We start from the raw sequence: 19455 nt of genomic DNA, 5'->3' as shown, positions 1-19455 counted from the left end.
TGTAATCCAGGGACATGCCGGCATTGCGCGGCAAGGCTTCGACCTAGGGCGATTGCGGTGTCAGCACGGCCAGCGGCTTGGTGGAGCACCGCAGGTTCTCGGGCTTTCTCGCATCGACCTCCAGCAATTCCAGTTGATTGCCTTTCCGGCGAAACCCCAGCCTCTTGCGCGGAGGGCCGCCGCCATCATCCGGAATCTCGACCACGCTGCACTCGGTGCCCTTCGGCGACAACCGCAATTCGTACTTGAACTTTCCTTCGGGCAATTCCGCCTCTCCTTCCTTGGAGAACCGATAGGTCGCCCCACCGGCGTCCGTATAGGCTCCTTCGATCACCATCCGGTTCACGAACGGAGCGAGGCCCTCTTCCAGATGAATGTAGTCCTGCATCTTCTTCCGGCCGAAGGTGGGCTCGGCGATGGAGAGCTTCTCGAACCGGCCGGTCTCCGCCTTCTGGCCCCGGAACGACATTCTCGTCACGTCAGACTCCGAGACCGGACGCATGTCGTCTTCGGCCATCAAGAGCCGGAAAGTACCGGGCTTTTCTTCCGGCTGCAGGTCTATCACGCGAAGCAGTATTGCGCGATCGAAATCCGTTCTCGCGACCGCGTATCCGTGCCCTTCCTTCTGGATCTTGATCACGATGGGCGGCGCCTTCCTCGATGCTGCCAGCGGATCTCGCGCGTTCTGCAACGCATCCACATAGCGCTGGTTGATCCAGAGGCCCTCGATATCCTTCACGAAGATCCGGTCGGTCCGCCGGGGACGCTTCGTGGCGGGCTTGTCGTCGGGCTCTGCCTGCCGCTGAGGTTGCTGGGCCAGCGCCCCTGCGGGCCCGAGGAGAGCCGGGCAGACGAGCGAGGTGCAAAGAATCAGACCGAGACGACCGAGAAAAACGAGAACCACTTTTCATTTGACCGCGGAAGCTCCGTTGCTTGTCTGTTGGACGAATGCCCGCCAGAGGCGGGTCCGGCGCCGAATCATACATAACCGGACGGTCCCGATGGGCTCCACCGGTCACGCGCGTCGGTTGATCACCCGGCTGACCGTCAGACGCACACTGGCGGACGGCGATCACCATGACGGGTCGCCTGTTCGAACGCATGCCCGATCTGCAGGACGCCGAAGTCGTCCAGATGCCGCCCCACGATCTGCAGCCCCACCGGCAACCCCCCCTTGCTGAATCCGGCCGGCACCGAAAGGGCGGGCAGAGTCGTGGCCGATATGAGGTAGCAGGACTTCATCCACTCGATGTAGGAACCGAGCCGGTGTCCATCGATTTCCATCGGGTATTCCGACTTCACATCGAAGGGCAGGACCTGGGTCACCGGGCATATGAGAAAGTCGAAACGTTCGAAGAATGCCCGCATGCGGTGGAACAGTTCCGTGCGTTTGCGCTCGGCCCTCCCCACGGCGGATCCCGAAAGTCTCGCGCCTTCCTCGATGTTCCAGATGACCGTCTGCTTGAGCTTCGACCGGTTCGACCTGAGCAAGTCTCCGTAGGAGGCTTCGAAGTGCCAGGCGCGCAAGACCTCGAAGATCTCGTCGGCGTCGTGCAGGTCCGGATCGGCCTCTTCGACCTCGCAACCGATGTCACGAAATGCGCCGATCGACTGTTCGAGGGTCTCGATGATCTCGCGCTCGATCGGCAGCCCTCCCAGCGACTTGCTCCAGGCGATCCGGGTGCCCCGGAAGTCGCGATCAAGCGGTTCGGCGAACCTGGCGGCAGACTCGTTCAAGGACACGGGAGACCGGGCATCGGGGCCGGCAATCGCGGAAAGCATGAGGGCGAGATCAGCCACGGTCCGGGCCATGGGCCCAGTGACAGGAATCGGAAACCAACCATTCAGGGACGGCCAATTGGGCACGCGTCCCGGCGAGCAGCGGAAGCCCGCGACATTGCAGAAGCTCGCCGGATTGCGAAGCGACCCACCGAAGTCCGACCCGTCCGCCAGCGGCACCATGCCCGTGGCAAGCGCCACGGCAGCGCCACCGCTGGATCCGCCGCAGGTCCTCGTCGTATCCCAGGGATTCAGGGTTGCCCCGAAGACAGCATTGAACGTCTGCGAACCCGCGCCGAATTCTGGCGTGTTCGTCTTGCCAACCGTGATGGCTCCAGCTGCCTTGAGCCTTTCGACGATCAGGCTGTCCACGTCCGGTATGAAGTCCTGGAACAGGGGTGAACCGAAAGTTGTCCGGACACCCTTCGTCACGGCCAGATCCTTGTGGGCCACCGGCAACCCGGCCAGGAGTCCGACCGGATCACCCTTCCTGAGGCGCGCATCCAGCGCTGCCGCATCCTTGCGCGCCTGTTCGAACGTCTGGGTGACGATCGCGTTCACGATCGGATTGAGACCTTCGATCTGTTGCAGATGTGCCTCCAGCACCTCCGAGCAGGACAGTTCGCGGTGGCGAATGGCTTTGGCCAGCGATGTGGCAGAACGAAATACGATCTCGGTCATGTCAGTTCCGGAAGATGAAGTACACAGCGCCGAGGATGCACAGCGCTGCCCACAGGTAGTCCCACTTGAGCGGCTGCTGCATGTAGCAGCACGAAGGGGACGAAGACCGTCAGCGATACGACTTCCTGGATGATCTTCAGTTGCGGCAAGGTCAGCGTGCCGTAACCGATCCTGTTTGCGGGCACCTGGAGCAGATACTCGAACAGGGCGATGCCCCATGAAACGAGAGCTGCGATGAACCAGGGCCTGTGTCCGAGGTTCTTCAGGTGCGCGTACCACGCAAAGGTCATGAAGACGTTGGATGCGGCGAGCAGCAGGATGGACTGGACGACGGGCGGCATGGATCGGGCGGCGAGAGCGCCGTGCGGCTCTCGAGGATATGTCGTTCGAAGCCGCGATGATACGGCGAACGACCCGCCGAGATATCCCGGACGCGGCCCTGTGGCAACGCGTTACGGTCGTGAAGCCAGAAGCTTCTCCGGAGTCCTGTAGGGGCCCGGCGCCATGATGGCATCGCGAATACCGACGAGGGGAGCCTCCGGCCTCAGCGTCAATTTGCCCCCGAGCGCGTCGAGACCCAGCAATGCATAGAGCTCCCTCAAGTCGGGGAACGTCGGGGAGTTCACCTCGCGGGCGTACAAGGTGGCGAAGATATCCGTTCCGGAAATCGCATCGAACTTCTCGAATACCTTCCGGGCAGTCCACTCGACATCGGGATCGAGACAACAGTGACCGAAAGCCTCGAGCACGGTGTCCAGGGACTGCTCGCCCCCGGAGCGCCGGCGGAGTTCCACATCGGCCTGCAACAGGATGGCGGTCCCGTGCCAATAGACACGCATGTAGCCGCCCTCCCGGAACATGCGCTCCGTCGCCATCGCGAGCGTCTGTTCCTTCACCCCCTTGTCACGTCCCCGCTTGAACCCGGCATGCATCCTTTGCCAGGCCTCCGCCGGAGCCACGGCGCCGCTGCGAGCACGCGTGACATTCTGATAGTACGTGGCCAGTCCTTCGGACAGCCAAGCGTCCGACGAGTTGATGTAAGGAAGGAACAGATGGGAAAGCTCGTGAGGCGGTCCAGTCTTCCACGTACTCGGACAGGGGACGTCGTTGGTTCACGAAGAAGTGGACGGCCGCCTGCCCTCCCCGCAGAACATAGGCCCATGGGGTGGGCTCGGATGCCCGCGCCCCCGGCATCACCAGGACCTGCGGACTGGGAACGGGAAATCGGCCATAGATCGCCGCCACGGACCGAGCCGCATCTTCGATCCAGACGCTCAGCGCCTCAGGGTCCGCCCGGGGATTGCCGTCGAGGATCGCGACCCGGAGCGTGGAACCCGGCACCTCGATGAGCCGTTCCTTGAACTTGCCGAAAGCTACCGCAGCGGGACGGTCATAGGCACCGCGCCCGACCCGATAGGTGGGGATTGCATCGCTGGAAGCCACGGGCCTCCAAGGAGTGGAAACCGAGTAGCCTTCAGGCATCCTGAAGGAAATCTCGATGTCCTCGTCCGGGCCAAGTTGCGCGGGCCGCCAGAACCACAGGCCCAGCTCGGTAAACAGGTCCTGACCGACTTTCCTGGTGCTGTTGCCCGAATGATCGTGCCGGGTCTGGTTGCCGACCAGACTGACGCGATACTGGATGCACCCATTCTCGCCGACGTCCTTCAGCTTGAGTTCGGTGCCATTGGGCGCAAGCGGCTTGCGGGACTGGGACACCGCCTTCCCTTCCACGAAGGCGCCGGGAGCATCGAGCGATTCGACCACCAGCATCTCAGGCGGGGTCCCCGCGAAGCAGGCGTCGGTCACGAGCCCGCGCAGTTCGGGCTCCACGGTCACCGTGTAGCGATGGACTCGTTCCACCGCTCCCGCGAGTCCCGTAACGGCAGCGACCAGCGCGCCCATGACCCCACGCAAAACGTATCTCACGACCTTGTTCTCCGCTCGCGCGTCCTCGCCCTTCGAAAGCCCGAGGGGGCCCCCTCGAATGAGTGTTGACTGCCTTGACGGTACCGGCCCGTATTGATCGATTGCCGCGTCATCGTCACTGCTTGCGTAGATATCGGCCGTCGTCGAAGGTTCCAACCCAGGTGGGCCTGTAAACCACCATGAGTGTGATCACCATGCCTGTCAGGGTGGCTTCCGCAAACGAAAGCAGCAGGCAATAGGGCAGGAACTGCTCCGCCATGCCTGCCGTCAGCGGATCCCCGAACGCAGCCACCAGACTCACTGCGGCGCCACCGCTCAACGCCAGGGCAATGGCACCTCCGAGAAACGCCGGCACGAAGATGAAGACGAAGATGTTCTGCGGAAGAACGCGGTCCGAGACCACGTGCACGCCCCTGCTCACGAGCGTCGGCAGCACCGCCAGAACCAGGACATTGATCGAATATGCGGTCCACTCCGTGTGCCCGGCAAGAGCGAGGCCAGCCACCACCAGACCGAGCGCGGCAATCGCCAGCTGCGGGCCGAACATCAGCGTGAGAGCCGTCGCCCCGAGAAAGTGGAATTCGATTCCCCGAAGCAGCGGCGGCCGGATGCTCCAGAGCACCAGGAGCGACACGACCGACCCGAGGAAGAGGTGATTCTGCGCATTGTCCCGCAGACGCGCCCAGGGCGCCGTTCGAAATACCCAGGCGGCGACTGCCGCGAGAACGCCATGGGCGATCCAGTACCAGTCCCCAGGCAACAATGCAGCCGACAACTTCATCGGTGACTCCATCACTTCGAACCCCTCGAGCGGGCCGGATCATTCTGAGCCCGATCCGGAGGCCTCGCAAGGCGCCCCCGGGCAGTGGGGCTGCATCAGGGTTCGAAGGCCAGCACGGGCGCCAGCAGACGCTGCGCGTCCTCCATGGAAATCCCTCTGCGCGATGCGTAATCCTCGACCTGATCCCGGTCGATGCGGCCGACGGCGAAATACCGGGCATCCGGATGGGAGAAGTAGAACCCGCTGACGGCGGCGGCGGGAAGCATCGCGAACGACTCCGTGAGGCGGATGCCGGTTCTTTCGGTGGCCTTCAGGAGTTCGAACAGAAACACCTTCTCGGAATGATCGGGACAGGCGGGGTATCCGGGAGCAGGACGAATGCCGCGATAGCGTTCCCCGATCAGATCCACGACCGACAGACTCTCGTCGGGCGCATATCCCCAGAACTGCCGCCGGACCCGCTGGTGAAGCAGCTCGGCGAAGGCTTCCGCGAGTCTGTCCGCGAGTGCCTTCAACATGATGGCGCTGTAGTCGTCGTGTCTTGCCTCGTAGTCGGCCACCCGGTCGTCGATGCCGAGACCCGCCGTCACTGCGAACGCACCGATCCAGTCAGGCACCCTGCTCTCCTTGGGAGCGATCAGGTCCGCCAGGCAGTGATTCGCCCTGTCATCCGGCTTGACCATCTGCTGACGGAGAAAATGGAAAGCGCCCACCGTTTCGGTGCGCTCTTCGGTCGCATAGAGTTCCACATCGTCGCCATTCACGCGGTTGGCCGGGAACAGCCCGACGATCCCATTGGCCGTGAGCCACTTCTCGTCGATGATCCGGTCGAGCATCGCTCTGGCATCCGCGAACAGATTGCGGGCAGCCTCCCCGACCACCCGGTCTTCCAGGATCGCGGGATAACGTCCAGCCAGCTCCCACGTCTGGAAGAAGGGTGTCCAGTCGATGAGTTCCGCGATCTCCCCGAGCGGATAGTCCTGCAGCACACGCACCCCTGGCTCGCGCGGGGCCGGAGGGCGGTAGCGTGTCCAGTCGGTCTTCAAACCGTGCTCGCGGGCGGCGGCGATCGAGTGATGCGGGCCCTGTCCTTTCTTGCCCTTGTGCTGGCTTCTCGTCTTCTCCGCATCCGCCTTGACCTTGTCCACGAAGGCGGAGCGATGTTCGACGGAAAGCAGGGAAGTGCAGACCCCCACGCTGCGGGAAGCGTCCGGCACCCACACGGTGGGGCCGCGATAGTTGGGCTCGATCTTGACGGCCGTGTGGACCCGGGACGTGGTGGCGCCACCGATCAGGAGCGGGATGTCGAACCCCTGCCGGTCCATCTCCTTCGCGACGCTGGCCATCTCTTCGAGAGACGGAGTGATAAGGCCGGAGAGACCGATGATGTCCGCTCCGACTTCGCGCGCCGTGTCGAGGATCTTCTGTGCCGGCACCATGACTCCGAGGTTGACGACCTCGAAGTTGTTGCATTGGAGAACGACGGCGACGATGTTCTTGCCGATGTCGTGCACATCGCCTTTCACCGTGGCGAGCACGATCCTGCCCTTGGCTTCTCCCCCGGTCCCCGATCTCGCCTTCTCCTCCTCGATGAACGGCACGAGGTGGGCGACGGCCTCCTTCATCACCCTCGCGGACTTGACCACCTGGGGAAGAAACATTTTGCCCGCGCCGAGAAGGTCGCCCACGAAGTTCATGCCGTCCATGAGCGGGCCTTCGATCACCTGGATCGGCCGGGCGTACTTGAGCCTCGCTTCCTCGGTGTCCTGCACGACATACTGATCGATCCCTCGCACCAGTGCATGCTTGAGCCGCTCTTCGACGGAAGACTCGCGCCAGGCAAGATCCTCGACCTGGGCCTTGCCCGTGGCCTTGTAGGTTTCCGCGAACGTGACCAGGCGCTCGGTGGCATCGGGACGCCGGTCGAACAGGACATCCTCCACGCGCTCGAGCAGATCCTTGGGGATCTCTTCGTAGACGCCGAGTTGCCCGGCGTTGACGATGCCCATCGACATTCCAGACTTGACCGCGTGATAGAGCAACGCCGTGTGAATCGCTTCGCGTACCGCGTCGTTGCCCCGGAACGAGAAGGAGATGTTGGAGACACCGCCACTGACATGCACGTGCGGCAGGGAGCGCCGGATCGCTTTCGTCGCCTCCATGAAGTCGATTCCGTAGCATGCGTGCTCCTCGATCCCGGTCGCAATGGCGAAGATGTTGGGATCGAAGATGATGTCCTCGGGCGGGAAACCGGCCTCCTTGACGAGAAGATGGTAGGCGCGTGTGCAGATCTCGATCCGGCGATCCAGCGTGTCGGCCTGACCGCGTTCGTCGAAGGCCATCACGATCGCTGCCGCCCCGTAGCGGCGCACCAGTCGTGCCTGTCTGAGAAACGCCTCCTCGCCTTCCTTCAAGCTGATCGAGTTGACGATTCCCTTACCCTGAACGCATTTCAATCCCGCCTCGATCACGTCCCACTTGGAGGAATCGAGCATCAAGGGAACCTTCGCAATGTCCGGTTCGCCCGCCACCAGATTGAGGAAGGTGACCATCGCCTTCCGCGAATCGAGCATCGCCTCGTCCATGTTGACGTCGACGATCTGCGCCCCGTTGTCCACCTGCTGCCGGCCCACGGCCAACGCGTCGGGAAACTGGCCATTGAGAATCATGCGGGCGAAGGCCTTCGAACCGGTGACGTTGGTGCGCTCGCCCACGTTCACGAAGAGGGAATCGTCACCTACGTTGAGCGGTTCCAGGCCCGACAGTCTCAGCTTCTTCTCGAGAACCGGCGGCTTGCGGGGCGCCACTCCGGCCACTGCCTGCGCGATGGCACGGATGTGATCCGGCGTCGTGCCGCAGCAGCCACCTGCGATGTTGATGAAACCTGCTTCGGCGAACTCCCGCAGGATCGCCGACGTGTAGGCCGGCGTTTCGTCGTACTCGCCGAATGCGTTGGGCAAGCCGGCATTGGGATGGATGCTGACGAAGGTATCGGAAATTCTCGACAGTTCCGCGATGTAGGCCCGCAGATCCTTGGCCCCCAGCGCGCAATTGAGCCCCACCGCAAAGAGGTGCGCGTGGCGGATGGAGTTCCAGAAGGCCTCGGTGGTCTGGCCCGAGAGCGTCCTTCCGGAAAGATCCGTGATCGTGCCGGACACCCACACCGGAAGGTGACGGCCCGTGCGTTCGAAGTACTCGTCGATCGCGAAGAGTGCGGCCTTGCAATTGAGCGTATCGAATACGGTTTCCACCAGAAGCAGGTCTGCACCGCCGTCCACGAGTCCGTCGACCGACTCGGTATAGGCCGCGACCAGTTCGTCGAAGGTGACATTGCGTGCACCGGGATCGGCCACGTCGGGCGATATCGACGCCGTTCTGTTTGTCGGTCCGACCACGCCTGCGACGAATCTGGGCCTGCCGGGGGTCTGGCGGGAGTAGTCGTCGGCGACTTCCCGCGCCAGCCGGGTCGCTGCCACGTTGAGTTCGTGCACGTGAGATTCCATGCCGTAGTCCGCCATGGCAATTCGCGTGGAATTGAACGTGTTCGTCTCGACGATGTCCGCACCGGCGTCGAGATACGCGGCATGGATGCCCGCAATCACTTTCGGCTGCGTGAGCGTCAGCAGATCGTTGTTGCCGGTCTGTTCACAGTGGTGATCATGGAAGCGATCGCCGTGAAAGTGCTGTTTGCCGAGCTTGTGGCCCTGAATCATGGTGCCCATGGCGCCATCCAGGATGAGGATGCGCTGGGCGAGAAGCTCGCGGAGGAGTCTGGTTCGGTCTGGATGCAAAGCTGATAGCCCGCTGAAAATGAAAAACCCGCCCGCTTAAAGCGGCCGGGTCGGGCAGGCGCTTTAGCGGAATTTTTAACGCGCCCGCAAGCTGCTGCTCAAATCGGCGCCACCGAGAACAAGCTACCCATGTCGCATTGCTGTGTCAATCGCTGCGTCGGGTGCCGGCCGGTGGAATCCGCGTCGCCCGGCCTGTTCCATGCCGTTGTCCGGCCACGCTCAAGTGTCGAAGCCGAGCCTTCGGTACTGCACGGCCTCTGCCAGGTGGGCGGCCGTCACCCCTGAACTTCCGGCCAGGTCGGCAATGGTGCGCGCCACTTTCCTGACCCGGTGGTAGGCGCGGGCCGAGAGTCCGAGCCGCTCGATGGCTTGGCGCAGAAGTGCATCACCTGCCCCATCGCTCGCGCAGTGGCGGTCGACATCGCCAGGTTTGAGCGCCGAATTGGTGCTCCCCTGGCGTTCGAGGGCCATGGCGCGGGCGCGGATCACGCGAGCGGCGATGGCCGTGCTCGGCTCGGACGGCTGCAACCTGTCGGTCAGTTCCTGCGGGGGGATGGCGGCCACTTCGATCTGGATGTCGATCCGGTCGAGCAACGGACCGGAGATCCGGCCGCGGTAGCGTTGGACCTGATCGGGAGTACACCGGCATTTCCCGTTCGGGTGTCCGAGAAAGCCGCACGGACAGGGGTTCATCGCGGCGACCAACTGGAATCGGGCCGGGAACTCGGCCTGGCGCGCAGCACGGGAAATGGTGATCCTGCCGGATTCCAGCGGTTCTCTGAGAACCTCCAGAACGTTCCTGTCGAACTCCGGCAATTCGTCCAGGAAGAGAACGCCATGCAACGCCAGGGACACTTCGCCCGGGCGAGGATTGCCCCCTCCCCCGACCAGCGCGACTGCGGAGGCCGTGTGGTGCGGCGACCGGAAGGGTCTCCGCCGCCATCGTCCCGGCTCGAAACCGCTCGTTGCCACCGACTGGACGGTCGCCGACTCGAGCGCCTCGTCCATGGTCATGGGCGGCAGGATTCCCGGAAGGCGCTCGGCCAGCATCGTCTTGCCTGTGCCCGGCGGTCCCACCATGAGGATGCTGTGGGCACCCGCCGCCGCAATCTCCAAGGCGCGCTTGGCCGCGGCCTGCCCTTTGACCTCCGCCATGTCGGGATACGAATGGCACTCCTCTTCTTCCAAGTCCGCAGTCCAGGGAGACAGGGCGGCGCGTCCGTTCAGATGGGCGCACACCTCGAGAAGCGAGGACGCCCCGAAGATTCGTGCGCCGCGTACCAGCGACGCTTCCGGGGCACTCATGGCCGGCAGCACGAATCCTCGCCCTGCAGCGTTGACCCGGTGGGCCATGGCCAGTGCGCCGCGTACGGGACGTAACTCGCCTGTGAGCGCCAACTCTCCAGCAAACTCGAGCCCGGCATGCGCCTTCGAATCGAGCTGACCGGATGCGACAAGAATTCCGAGCGCAATGGGAAGATCGAATCTGCCGCTTTCCTTGGGCAGGTCGGCAGGCGCCAGATTCACGGTGATGCGTCGAGCAGGGAACTCGAAGTGGGAAGTCTGTATGGCCGCGCGGACGCGGTCCTTCGCTTCCTTGACCTCGGTATCGGGCAATCCGACGATGGAAAACGAAGGCAGTCCATTGGCCAGGTGTACTTCGACCATCACCTCCGGCGATTCCATGCCCGCGAGCGATCGGCTGCGGAGAACGGCGAGCCCCACGGCGTGACCTCGCGTCAGTCGGCTGGACTCTTGGCCCCGGCTGCAGTTTCCATTTCCTGGACTCGGCGCTCCAGCGCCTCGAGTTTTTCCCGGGTCCGGGCCAGGACGCGTGCCTGGGCATCGAATTCCTCGCGCGTCACCAGATCCAGCTTGCCCAGAACGTTCGTGAACAGTGCCCTCGAGTTCTTTTCGATATCCGCGAGAGGAGAGTTGGCGCCTGCCTCGCGCAACCGCTGTGCGAGTTCGTTGAGCGGATCGGGAATGGCCATGAGATTCGGATCGGTCGGAGTGCGATGTTGAAGAGGATCGATCGGCAGCGGAAACGCCGGAAACAAATGCCTGGCGCCTCGCGGTCGCGACGTTTTCGAGTCTAGCAGATCACTGCGATCCGTCGCCGCGCCAGACGTCTCCGGCCATTCGACCGGGGAGCGCACGGCCATGGTGCGCGAGAATGGGCTGAAAGCACCAATGTGGTGCACATTACCGATTGTCGCGCCGCACCAATGCTTCAATATATTGATATATATGTTTATTTTTCGTGGCATGGGCCTTGCGCTCAGCACCTTTGTGCGGACTGCCGCCCAAACTGTCACAACTCTCTCTAGAGGAACTCGTATGAAGCTTCGAAAGACTGTCATCGCAATCGGCCTTGCATCACTGGGCGCGTCGGTCTCTCTCGGGGTGCAAGCGGATGAGGAGAAGTCACCCCACAGCGTCACGGGCAACTTGACGCTCACCACCGACTACATCGTGCGTGGCCTTTCCCAGACCGGTCGCAAGCCGGCCGTTCAAGGAACGCTCGAGTACGGCCACGCATCGGGTCTGTACGCGGGCACATTCTGGTCCAACATAAGCTTCCCCGGGGACTTCTTCGGCCGGGCCGCTCCCGGCGTCAACGGCGCCGTGTATGGCGGCAACTCCGACATCAGCGCGAGCCTCGAGATCGATCTTTACGGGGGGTTCCGCAACAAGATCGGTGAGGACCTCGGCTACGACGTCGGCTATGTGTATTACTACTACCCCGGCCGCTACAAGCTCGATACCGGCTTCACCAATGGATTGAAGACTCCCAACACGGCTGAGGTGTATGTGGCCGGCAGCTGGAAGTGGATCACGGCCAAGCTGTACTGGGCAGTCACGGACGGCGTGTTCATGATCGGGGACGCCAAAGGGACCTACTACGCGGATCTCAGCGCGACCTACCCCATCGCCGAGGGGATCAATCTCGTTGGCCATATCGGCACGTGGCGCTTCAACGGAGAGATGCAGGCCTACAAGAACCTGGGCCTGAAGAACGACGTCTTCAACGTTGTCGACTGGAAAGTGGGTGCCACGGCTGATTGGGGCGGCATCACCTGGGGTGCGTACTACTGGCGCAGCAATGCCAAGGAGACTGTCACCGGAACTGCCCCCGTCGCCGTCTGGGCGGATCGCTTCGGCGAAGCTGTGGGCGACGGTCAGTTCTTCGTGACCGCCACCAAGGCGTTCTGAGTCCTAGACCAGGAGCAGGCGACGGCCTGCTCCACCAACTGGAATCCGGGTACCAACATGAAACTCGTCACCGCCATCATCAAGCCGTTCAAGCTCGACGAGGTGCGCGAAGCCTTGTCAGCCATCGGCGTCCAAGGCATCACGGTCACCGAAGTCAAGGGCTTCGGACGACAGAAGGGTCACACAGAGCTCTACCGCGGCGCGGAGTACGTCGTGGACTTCCTGCCCAAGGTGAAGATCGAAGCTGCGATCAAGACCGAAATGCTCGACCAGGTCATCGAGGCGATCGAGAAGTCGGCCAACACCGGAAAGATCGGCGACGGAAAGATCTTCGTCTTCGAACTGGAGCAGGTCGTGAGAATCCGCACCGGCGAGACCGGCGCCGAGGCACTTTGATCAGTCAATCGGGGAGAATCCCATGAAGAAGTTTCTAACCCTGCTCGTCGTCACGGCCGCCCTAGGCTGGACCGGCATGGGGATGGCACAAGACAAGCCTGCAGAGCCGGCAGCAGCGACGGCGGCCGCGGCGGATGCTGCAAAACCGGCGGCACCGGCAGAGGCGCCTGCTGCCGCTGCCACTCCGGCAGAAGCGGAAGCGCCTGCGGCTGCACCAGCACCCAAGGTGGACAAGGGTGACACGACGTTCATGTACGTCGCGACCGTGCTCGTCATTCTCATGACGATCCCGGGGCTTGCCTTGTTCTATGGCGGCCTGGTTCGAACCAAGAACATGCTGTCCGTGCTGATGCAGGTGCTCGTCACCTTCTCTCTGCTCGCCGTGTTGTGGTCGATCTACGGGTACAGTGTGGCGTTCACGGGGGGCAACCCCTTCTTCGGCGGTCTCTCCAAGGCATTCCTGAGCGGAATCACACCCGACTCCCTCGCCGCGACGTTCTCCAAGGGAGTGGCCATACCGGAGATCATGTTCGTCGTCTTCCAGATGACGTTCGCCGCCATCACGCCCTGCCTCATCATCGGTGCCTTCGCCGAGCGCATGAAGTTCAGCGCCGTGCTGCTGTTCATGGTGATCTGGTTCACCTTCTCGTATCTGCCCATGGCCCACATGGTCTGGTACTGGGACGGTCCCGACGCCATCACCGACGACGCATCGCTCGCACAAGTGACTGCCAACGCGGGATGGCTCTGGGCGAAAGGGGCGCTGGACTTCGCTGGCGGCACGGTAGTGCACATCAATGCGGGGGTGGCAGGTCTGGTCGGTGCGTACCTTGTGGGCAAGCGGATCGGTTACGGCCGTGAAGCGCTGACTCCTCACAGCCTGACCATGACGATGATCGGCGCATCGCTTCTGTGGGTGGGCTGGTTCGGCTTCAACGTCGGATCCAACCTCGAGGCGAGCGGCGTTGCAGCGATGGCGTTCCTCAACACTTTCGTGGCAACGGCAGCGGCGACTCTGGCGTGGACGTTCCTCGAGTGGGCCATCAAGGGCAAGCCTTCCATGCTCGGTGCAGCCTCCGGCGCCGTCGCGGGACTGGTGGCGATCACCCCGGCCTGCGGATTCGTCGGACCGATGGGAGCCATCGTTCTTGGTGCGGTTGCAGGGGCTGTCTGCCTCTGGGGCGTGACGGGACTCAAGCGTCTGCTCGGTGCGGACGATGCGCTGGACGTGTTCGGCGTCCATGGGGTTGGCGGCATCGTAGGCGCCCTCGGCACCGGCATCTTTGCATCGCCTAGCCTTGGCGGTTCCGGGATCTGGGACTATGTGAAGAACGCCGCGAGCCCCGATTTCTCCATCGGTGGACAGCTCGCGACCCAGGCCACGGCCGTCATCACCACGGTCATCTGGTCCGCGGTGGTGTCCTTCATCGCCTTCAAGATCGTCGACATGCTGATCGGACTGCGGGTTTCCGAGGAGCGTGAACGTGAAGGTCTGGACGTGACGGAACACGGCGAAAGCGCCTACCACTACTGATCCTCACGACGCGGCCGGCTCCTCACCGCCGGCTCGCTGCAACTTCGACGGGCGCCTGCAGGCGCCCGTTGTCTTTTGCGGAACATGAATCGCTCCCAAGACAGGGGGACGTTCGGACTGTCTCCCGCGCGACGACCGTGCCCTCAGGGAGGACGGAAAGGGTCACCCGCTATAATCCGTCGGGCTGTTTGCCGATCCATGCAAGTCTTCCCCGCGAGCATTCACCGATGACCGTTCCGCATCTCACGACGGCCCTGTCCGGCCCTCTTCTATCTCTCGAACGCCAGCTGCTGGAGGCTCAGCCCGTGATCGAGCACTGGCTGCGCGGGAAGTGGCTCGAACATGCCGCACCGTTCTATGCGTCCGTGGATCTGCGCAACGCCGGGTTTAAGTTGGCTCCGGTCGACACGAACCTTTTTCCAGGAGGCTTCAACAACCTCGCCCCCGAGTTCTCCCCGCTGTGTGTCCAGGCGGCCATGGTGGCCGTGGAGAAGGTCTGTCCGGAGGCGAAGGGCATCCTGCTCATCCCGGAGAACCACACCCGCAACACCTTCTACCTGCAGAACGTGGTCGCACTGCAGTCGATCCTGCGGCAAGCTGGCATGAGGGTGCGGGTGGGGAGCCTCAATCCAGAGATTGCGGCGGCAACGACGCTGGACCTGCCAAGCGGCGCCAAGCTCACGCTCGAGCCCGTCGTCCGCAACGGCCGCCGTGTGGGCCTCGACGGTTTCGATCCCTGCACCATCCTGCTCAACAACGATCTGTCCGCCGGCATTCCCGACATCCTCCGGGACATCGACCAGCCGGTCCTTCCGCCATTGCATGCAGGCTGGGCCACGCGACTCAAATCCAATCACTTCACCGCGTACGACGAAGTCGCCGGGGAATTCGCCCGGTTGATCGGCATCGATCCCTGGCTCATCAATCCCTATTTCGGCGTTTGCGGAGAGATCAATTTCCACGAACGCCAAGGGGAGGAGTGCCTCGCGCGGTGGGTGGATGGCATCCTCGAGCAGACGCGGGAAAAGTACCGCGAATACGGGATCCGGCAGGAACCTTTCGTCATCGTGAAGGCAGACGCCGGAACCTACGGAATGGGCATCATGTCGGTGAAGAGCGTCGAGGAAGTGATCGGCCTCAATCGGAAGCAGCGCAACAAGATGGCGGTGGTGAAGGAAGGGCTGGAGGTGAGCCACGTCATCGTTCAGGAAGGCGTGCCCACCTTCGAGAATGTCAACGACGCCGTCGCGGAGCCTGTCGTCTACATGATCGATCATTTCGTCGTCGGCGGCTTTTACCGGGTGCACACGAGCCGGGGGCCGGAAGAGAACCTGAATGCACCTGGGATGCAGTTCGTCCCGCTCGCGTTCGAGTCGCCATGCCAATCTCCCGATTTCGACGGCCAGCGGGGCACCGGGCCCAACCGTTTCTACGCGTATGGCGTCGTCGCCCGTCTGGCTCTTCTGGCGGCATCGCTCGAAATCGAGCGTACCGAACCGCAACCGACCGCTGCATAGGCACGCCGAATGGACATCGCCTTTCTCATTGATCCCATCGACTCGCTCAAGGCCTACAAGGATTCGTCCGTGGCGATGATGCGGGAGGCGGCGCGCCGCGGCCATGCGGTGCACTGCTTCGAGCAGAACGCCCTTTCCTGGAGGCAGGAACGAGTCGTGGCCCGGTCGCGGCGCATTGCCGTGACCCAGGACGACATGGCCTGGTTTTCTGCCGGGGAAGACTCGGACGGCGAACTGAGCCGGTTCGATGCGGTGCTGATGCGAAAGGACCCGCCGTTCGACATGGAATACGTGTATGCCACGTACCTGCTCGAGATGGCGGAACGGGGCGGAGCCCGCATCCACAACCGCCCACGCTCGTTGCGTGATTTCAACGAGAAGCTTGCCATCGCCAGATTCTCCCGCTTCATCGCGCCGACGATCGTTACACGCAACGAAGACGATATCCGTTCGTTTCTTGCCGAGCAGGGCGAGATCGTGCTGAAGCCGCTCGATGGCATGGGCGGCAGCTCGGTGTTCCGGCTGGGAGGTTCGGACCCCAACATAGGGGTTGTCATCGAGACACTCACCGCGTTCGGACAACGTACCGTGATGGCACAGAGATATCTCCCCGATATCCGTGCTGGCGACAAGCGGGTCCTTGTCATAGACGGGAAACCCGCGCCCTACGCCCTCGCGCGCATACCCAAGGAAGGGGAGTCCCGCGGCAATCTGGCAGCGGGAGGCCGGGGTGTGGCTCAACCGCTTTCCGCGAGAGACCGCGAGATTGCCGAGGCGCTGGGTCCGGAGTTGAGGGCCGCCGGTCTGCTGATCGTGGGGCTGGACATCATCGGAGATCACCTGACCGAGGTGAACGTGACAAGCCCCACCTGCATGCGCGAGATCCTCGATCAGACCGGCTTCAGCGTGCCCGCCATGGTGCTCGACGCTCTGGAGACAGGCGGCGTCTGAGCACGCCCGACCGCATCACGCGGCGTTTCTTGCGGCCGCTGGTCCGAGGCGCACGTCCCGGCGGAGCAGGTCTTCGAAATCCTCTGCAGGCACGGGCTTGCTGAACAGGAAACCCTGAATCTCGTCGCAGCCCAGCTCGCGCAGGAATGCGAGCTGTTCGTCGGTCTCCACGCCTTCGGCCACCACCTTGAGCCGCAGGCTGTGGGCAAGTGCCACCACCGCACTCGTGATCGCAACGTCGTCCTGGTCGCCCGGTACATCGCGGACGAAAGAACGATCGATCTTCAGCGCATCGAGAGGCAATCGCTTCAGATAGCCGAGGGAGGAATAGCCCGTCCCGAAATCGTCCACGGAAATGTGCAGCCCGAGCAGCTTGAGTTCCATGAGCAGGTCCGCCACGTGCTGCACGTTCTGCATCATCATGCTTTCCGTGAGCTCGAGCTCGATCGCGCCGGGACGCACTTCGGACTCGGCCAGAATGCGGCGCACGCTGTCGATGAAGCCCGGGCTGTAGAACTGCCGCGCGGAGAGATTCACCGCCACGCGCACGGGTGGCAGCCCCTTCCGCACCCAGGCCGCGGCCTGCCTGCACGCCGACTCCAGGACCCACTCGCCAATGGAGGAAATGAGGCCCGTTTCTTCGGCGATGGGTATGAACTCGTTCGGCGGCACCAGGCCGCGGTCGGGGCTCACCCAACGCACCAGTGCTTCCGCCCCGATGATCCGTCCTTCCCGCACGGACACCTTCGGCTGGTAATGCAGCACGAACTGGGTTTGCTCCACGACGGCCTTCTTCAACTGGGCCTCGAGGGACAGGCGGTCCACGTTCGTCGTGTGCATTCCGGAGGAATAGAAGGCAAAACGGTTCTTGCCTTGATCCTTGGCCCGGTACATCGCGATGTCCGCGTGCTTGAGAAGCGACTGAAGATCGCGCCCGTCCTGGGGATAGGTGGCGATCCCCACGCTGGCCGTGAGAGCGAGTTCCTGCGCCTGGTACACGACGGGCTGCTCGATCACGGTGAGCAGCTTCTGGGCGATGTCCGTTACCGTTTCGATGTCTTCGAGTTCGTCGGCCACGACCACGAACTCGTCTCCGCCGAGCCGCGCGACGAGATCGGACTGGCGCATGTTCTCGGAAAGCCGGCGGGCCATGGCCTTGAGGACCATGTCGCCGGTATCGTGGCCGAGGGTGTCGTTGATGTTCTTGAACCGATCGAGATCGACGAACAGCACGGCGAGATGCTTCCCGTAACGCTCTGCGCGGGCGATCGCGTGCATGAGATGGTGCGTGAAGAGATTGCGGTTCGCCAGCGACGTGAGCTCGTCGTATTGCGCGAGGCGGCGTATCTGTTCATCGGCACGATGCCGGTCGGTGACGTCCTGGTAGGAGCCGGAGACCCGAAGCGGCAACCCCGAGGGTCCGGCGTCGGAATGCCCGGTCACGCGCACCCAGATCCGCCGCCCCTGCGCGGTGACAAGTTCCAGATCGGCGTCCCAGGATTGCGCCGACTGCACGGAACGTTCTACGGCCGACCGTAACGTCTCCCGGCTCTCGGGCGTGCAGAAGTCGAGCGCACCTTCGAGCGAAGGGGTGTACTGGCCGGGCTCCGTCTCGTGGATCCGGTGAGTCTCGTCGGTCCAGTAGAGTCCCCCCGTGACCGTGTCGAGTTCCCATCCACCGACCCGCGCGGCGCGCTGAGTCTGGTCCAGCAGTGCTGCCTGGCGCTGGATCTCGGTCTCCTGTTCGCGCAAGACCGTTTCAGCCACGTCACGCTCGGATTCGCGAGTCCGCTGCTGCCGATGCGACCATGCAGCTGCGAATACCAGCCCGGCCAGCGCCAGCGCAAACAGCGCGATGGGAAGCTGCACGCGGTCCAGCCAGGTGGCCCAGAGGGAATGGCGGGGAACGGCAACGAAAGCCGTCAGCGGATACCCCCCCATGCGATGGAAGAGATACCCCTCCCGATCACCTGAGAAAACTCCACCGTTGCGGAATTCGCCGGAAGCGGGAAAGCCCGCATCGCGCAGCCTCTGCCAGAAAGGGGAATTGCTGTGGGCGCCGCCCGCGGACTCCGCCTGTTCCGCCGGCATCCTCCAGACGGCGTCGCCCGAGTCGGAGACCAGTCCAAGACGCGTGTCCGCGGGAAGCTGAAGATGTCCCCAGAGCGATTCCAGCCGCCGTGTGTCCAGGAGCGCGCTCACGATGAATTCCGGTTCGTCCGATCCCGATCGCGATCCGGCGACTACGCGGACCGGCAATGCCCAGCCGCTGCCGTTGGACCACCAGACGGGCCGGCCGGGAACGAGACCCTGGCGCCGAACCAGGCTTCGATTGCGCGCTCGGCCGTGGAGATCAACCGTTCTCTGCTCGAACGCGGGGGCGTCCTCTGCGGCGTCCGAAGTCACGTGGGTGCCGTCGAGCTTGAAGAGATCGACCGCGATCACGCCCGGCAGCGCCTGCCTGTAGTCCGCAACGTGCGCCTGCACCTGTTCCGTGTCGCGTGCCTCGCGAAGACTGCCCGCCAGAACCGGAAGAAGTTCCTCGTAGCGCTGCAGGGCCAGTTCGGCCGAGCGCGAGGCCAGAGCCACCACATTCGCCAGTTCGGTGGACCGCTCTCGCTGGACGGATTGCCAGACATGCATTGCGTAGAACAGGGCAAGGGCGAACAGAGCTGTGGCGAGCAGGCCGAAGGCCTGAGCGACGGGACGGGTTGGTTCGCGCCACGGGGCAGTGTCGGAGTGGTTGGTGTTCATCAAACGGAATAACGGTTCGCCGCCCCGCAGATTTAGCGCGGCAGACACCAGGTGGCAATTGCCGCGTGGCGCACAGAACTGCCTGGTACCGGAGCGGCCCTGGGCGTCATGCCAGAAGCTGCATGCTAC

The 19455-nt window shown here is 63.4% G+C and carries 13 protein-coding genes and 1 pseudogene; 5 read left to right on the top strand and 9 right to left on the bottom strand.

What is annotated here, in order from left to right; genetic code table 11:
• Nucleotides 1-43 precede the first annotated feature (43 nt).
• From IPK20_07140 to IPK20_07105, 8 genes and pseudogenes are all read right to left on the bottom strand, one after another.
• Nucleotides 44-904 carry a hypothetical protein gene (locus IPK20_07140; GenBank protein ID MBK8016514.1) on the bottom strand — a complete coding sequence of 287 codons (861 nt, stop codon included), beginning with the start codon at nt 902-904 and terminating at the stop codon, nt 44-46.
• 143 nt (nt 905-1047) lie between these two features.
• On the bottom strand, nt 1048-2460 hold the full coding sequence (locus IPK20_07135) for an amidase (GenBank protein MBK8016513.1): 1413 nt from the start codon (nt 2458-2460) through the stop codon (nt 1048-1050).
• Between the two features lies 1 nt (nt 2461).
• Nucleotides 2462-2801: pseudogene (locus IPK20_07130) on the bottom strand (DMT family protein).
• Nucleotides 2802-2912: 111 nt separating this feature from the next.
• Nucleotides 2913-3512 (bottom strand): hypothetical protein, encoded by a 600-nt coding sequence (locus IPK20_07125; protein MBK8016512.1) that lies wholly within the window; start codon nt 3510-3512, stop codon nt 2913-2915.
• A 989-nt stretch (nt 3513-4501) separates the two neighbouring features.
• On the bottom strand, nt 4502-5167 hold the full coding sequence (locus IPK20_07120) for an energy-coupling factor ABC transporter permease (GenBank protein MBK8016511.1): 666 nt from the start codon (nt 5165-5167) through the stop codon (nt 4502-4504).
• A gap of 95 nt (nt 5168-5262) precedes the next feature.
• Complete coding sequence (metH, locus tag IPK20_07115) at nt 5263-8958, bottom strand: methionine synthase (GenBank protein ID MBK8016510.1); 3696 nt, start codon at nt 8956-8958, stop codon at nt 5263-5265.
• 219 nt (nt 8959-9177) lie between these two features.
• On the bottom strand, nt 9178-10683 hold the full coding sequence (locus IPK20_07110; protein ID MBK8016509.1) for a YifB family Mg chelatase-like AAA ATPase: 1506 nt from the start codon (nt 10681-10683) through the stop codon (nt 9178-9180).
• Between the two features lie 14 nt (nt 10684-10697).
• Nucleotides 10698-10952, bottom strand: coding sequence for an accessory factor UbiK family protein (locus tag IPK20_07105; GenBank protein ID MBK8016508.1), 255 nt, complete (start codon nt 10950-10952; stop codon nt 10698-10700).
• 346 nt (nt 10953-11298) lie between these two features.
• Here IPK20_07105 and IPK20_07100 point away from each other — a divergent pair, with 346 nt between their 5' ends.
• From IPK20_07100 to gshB, 5 genes are all read left to right on the top strand, one after another.
• Nucleotides 11299-12174, top strand: coding sequence for a hypothetical protein (locus IPK20_07100; GenBank protein MBK8016507.1), 876 nt, complete (start codon nt 11299-11301; stop codon nt 12172-12174).
• Between the two features lie 57 nt (nt 12175-12231).
• Nucleotides 12232-12570: a P-II family nitrogen regulator gene (gene glnK, locus IPK20_07095; GenBank protein MBK8016506.1), complete on the top strand. Its 339-nt coding sequence runs from the start codon at nt 12232-12234 to the stop codon at nt 12568-12570.
• Between the two features lie 22 nt (nt 12571-12592).
• A complete protein-coding gene (gene amt / locus IPK20_07090) occupies nt 12593-14104 on the top strand; it encodes an ammonium transporter (protein ID MBK8016505.1) in 1512 nt (503 codons plus the stop codon).
• Nucleotides 14105-14331: 227 nt separating this feature from the next.
• Nucleotides 14332-15621, top strand: coding sequence for a glutamate--cysteine ligase (gene gshA / locus IPK20_07085; GenBank protein MBK8016504.1), 1290 nt, complete (start codon nt 14332-14334; stop codon nt 15619-15621).
• Nucleotides 15622-15630: 9 nt separating this feature from the next.
• Nucleotides 15631-16572, top strand: coding sequence for a glutathione synthase (gshB, locus tag IPK20_07080; protein ID MBK8016503.1), 942 nt, complete (start codon nt 15631-15633; stop codon nt 16570-16572).
• Between the two features lie 15 nt (nt 16573-16587).
• Here the strand turns inward: gshB and IPK20_07075 are convergent, their stop codons facing one another.
• The gene (locus IPK20_07075) at nt 16588-19326 is read right to left on the bottom strand and encodes an EAL domain-containing protein (GenBank protein ID MBK8016502.1); all 2739 of its coding nucleotides are present in this window, start codon (nt 19324-19326) and stop codon (nt 16588-16590) included.
• Nucleotides 19327-19455 lie beyond the last annotated feature (129 nt).

The organism is Betaproteobacteria bacterium, from assembly GCA_016713305.1.
GTDB lineage: Bacteria > Pseudomonadota > Gammaproteobacteria > Burkholderiales.
Note: the sequence above shows the minus strand (reverse complement) of the source record. Positions and strands in the feature narration are given on the sequence as shown.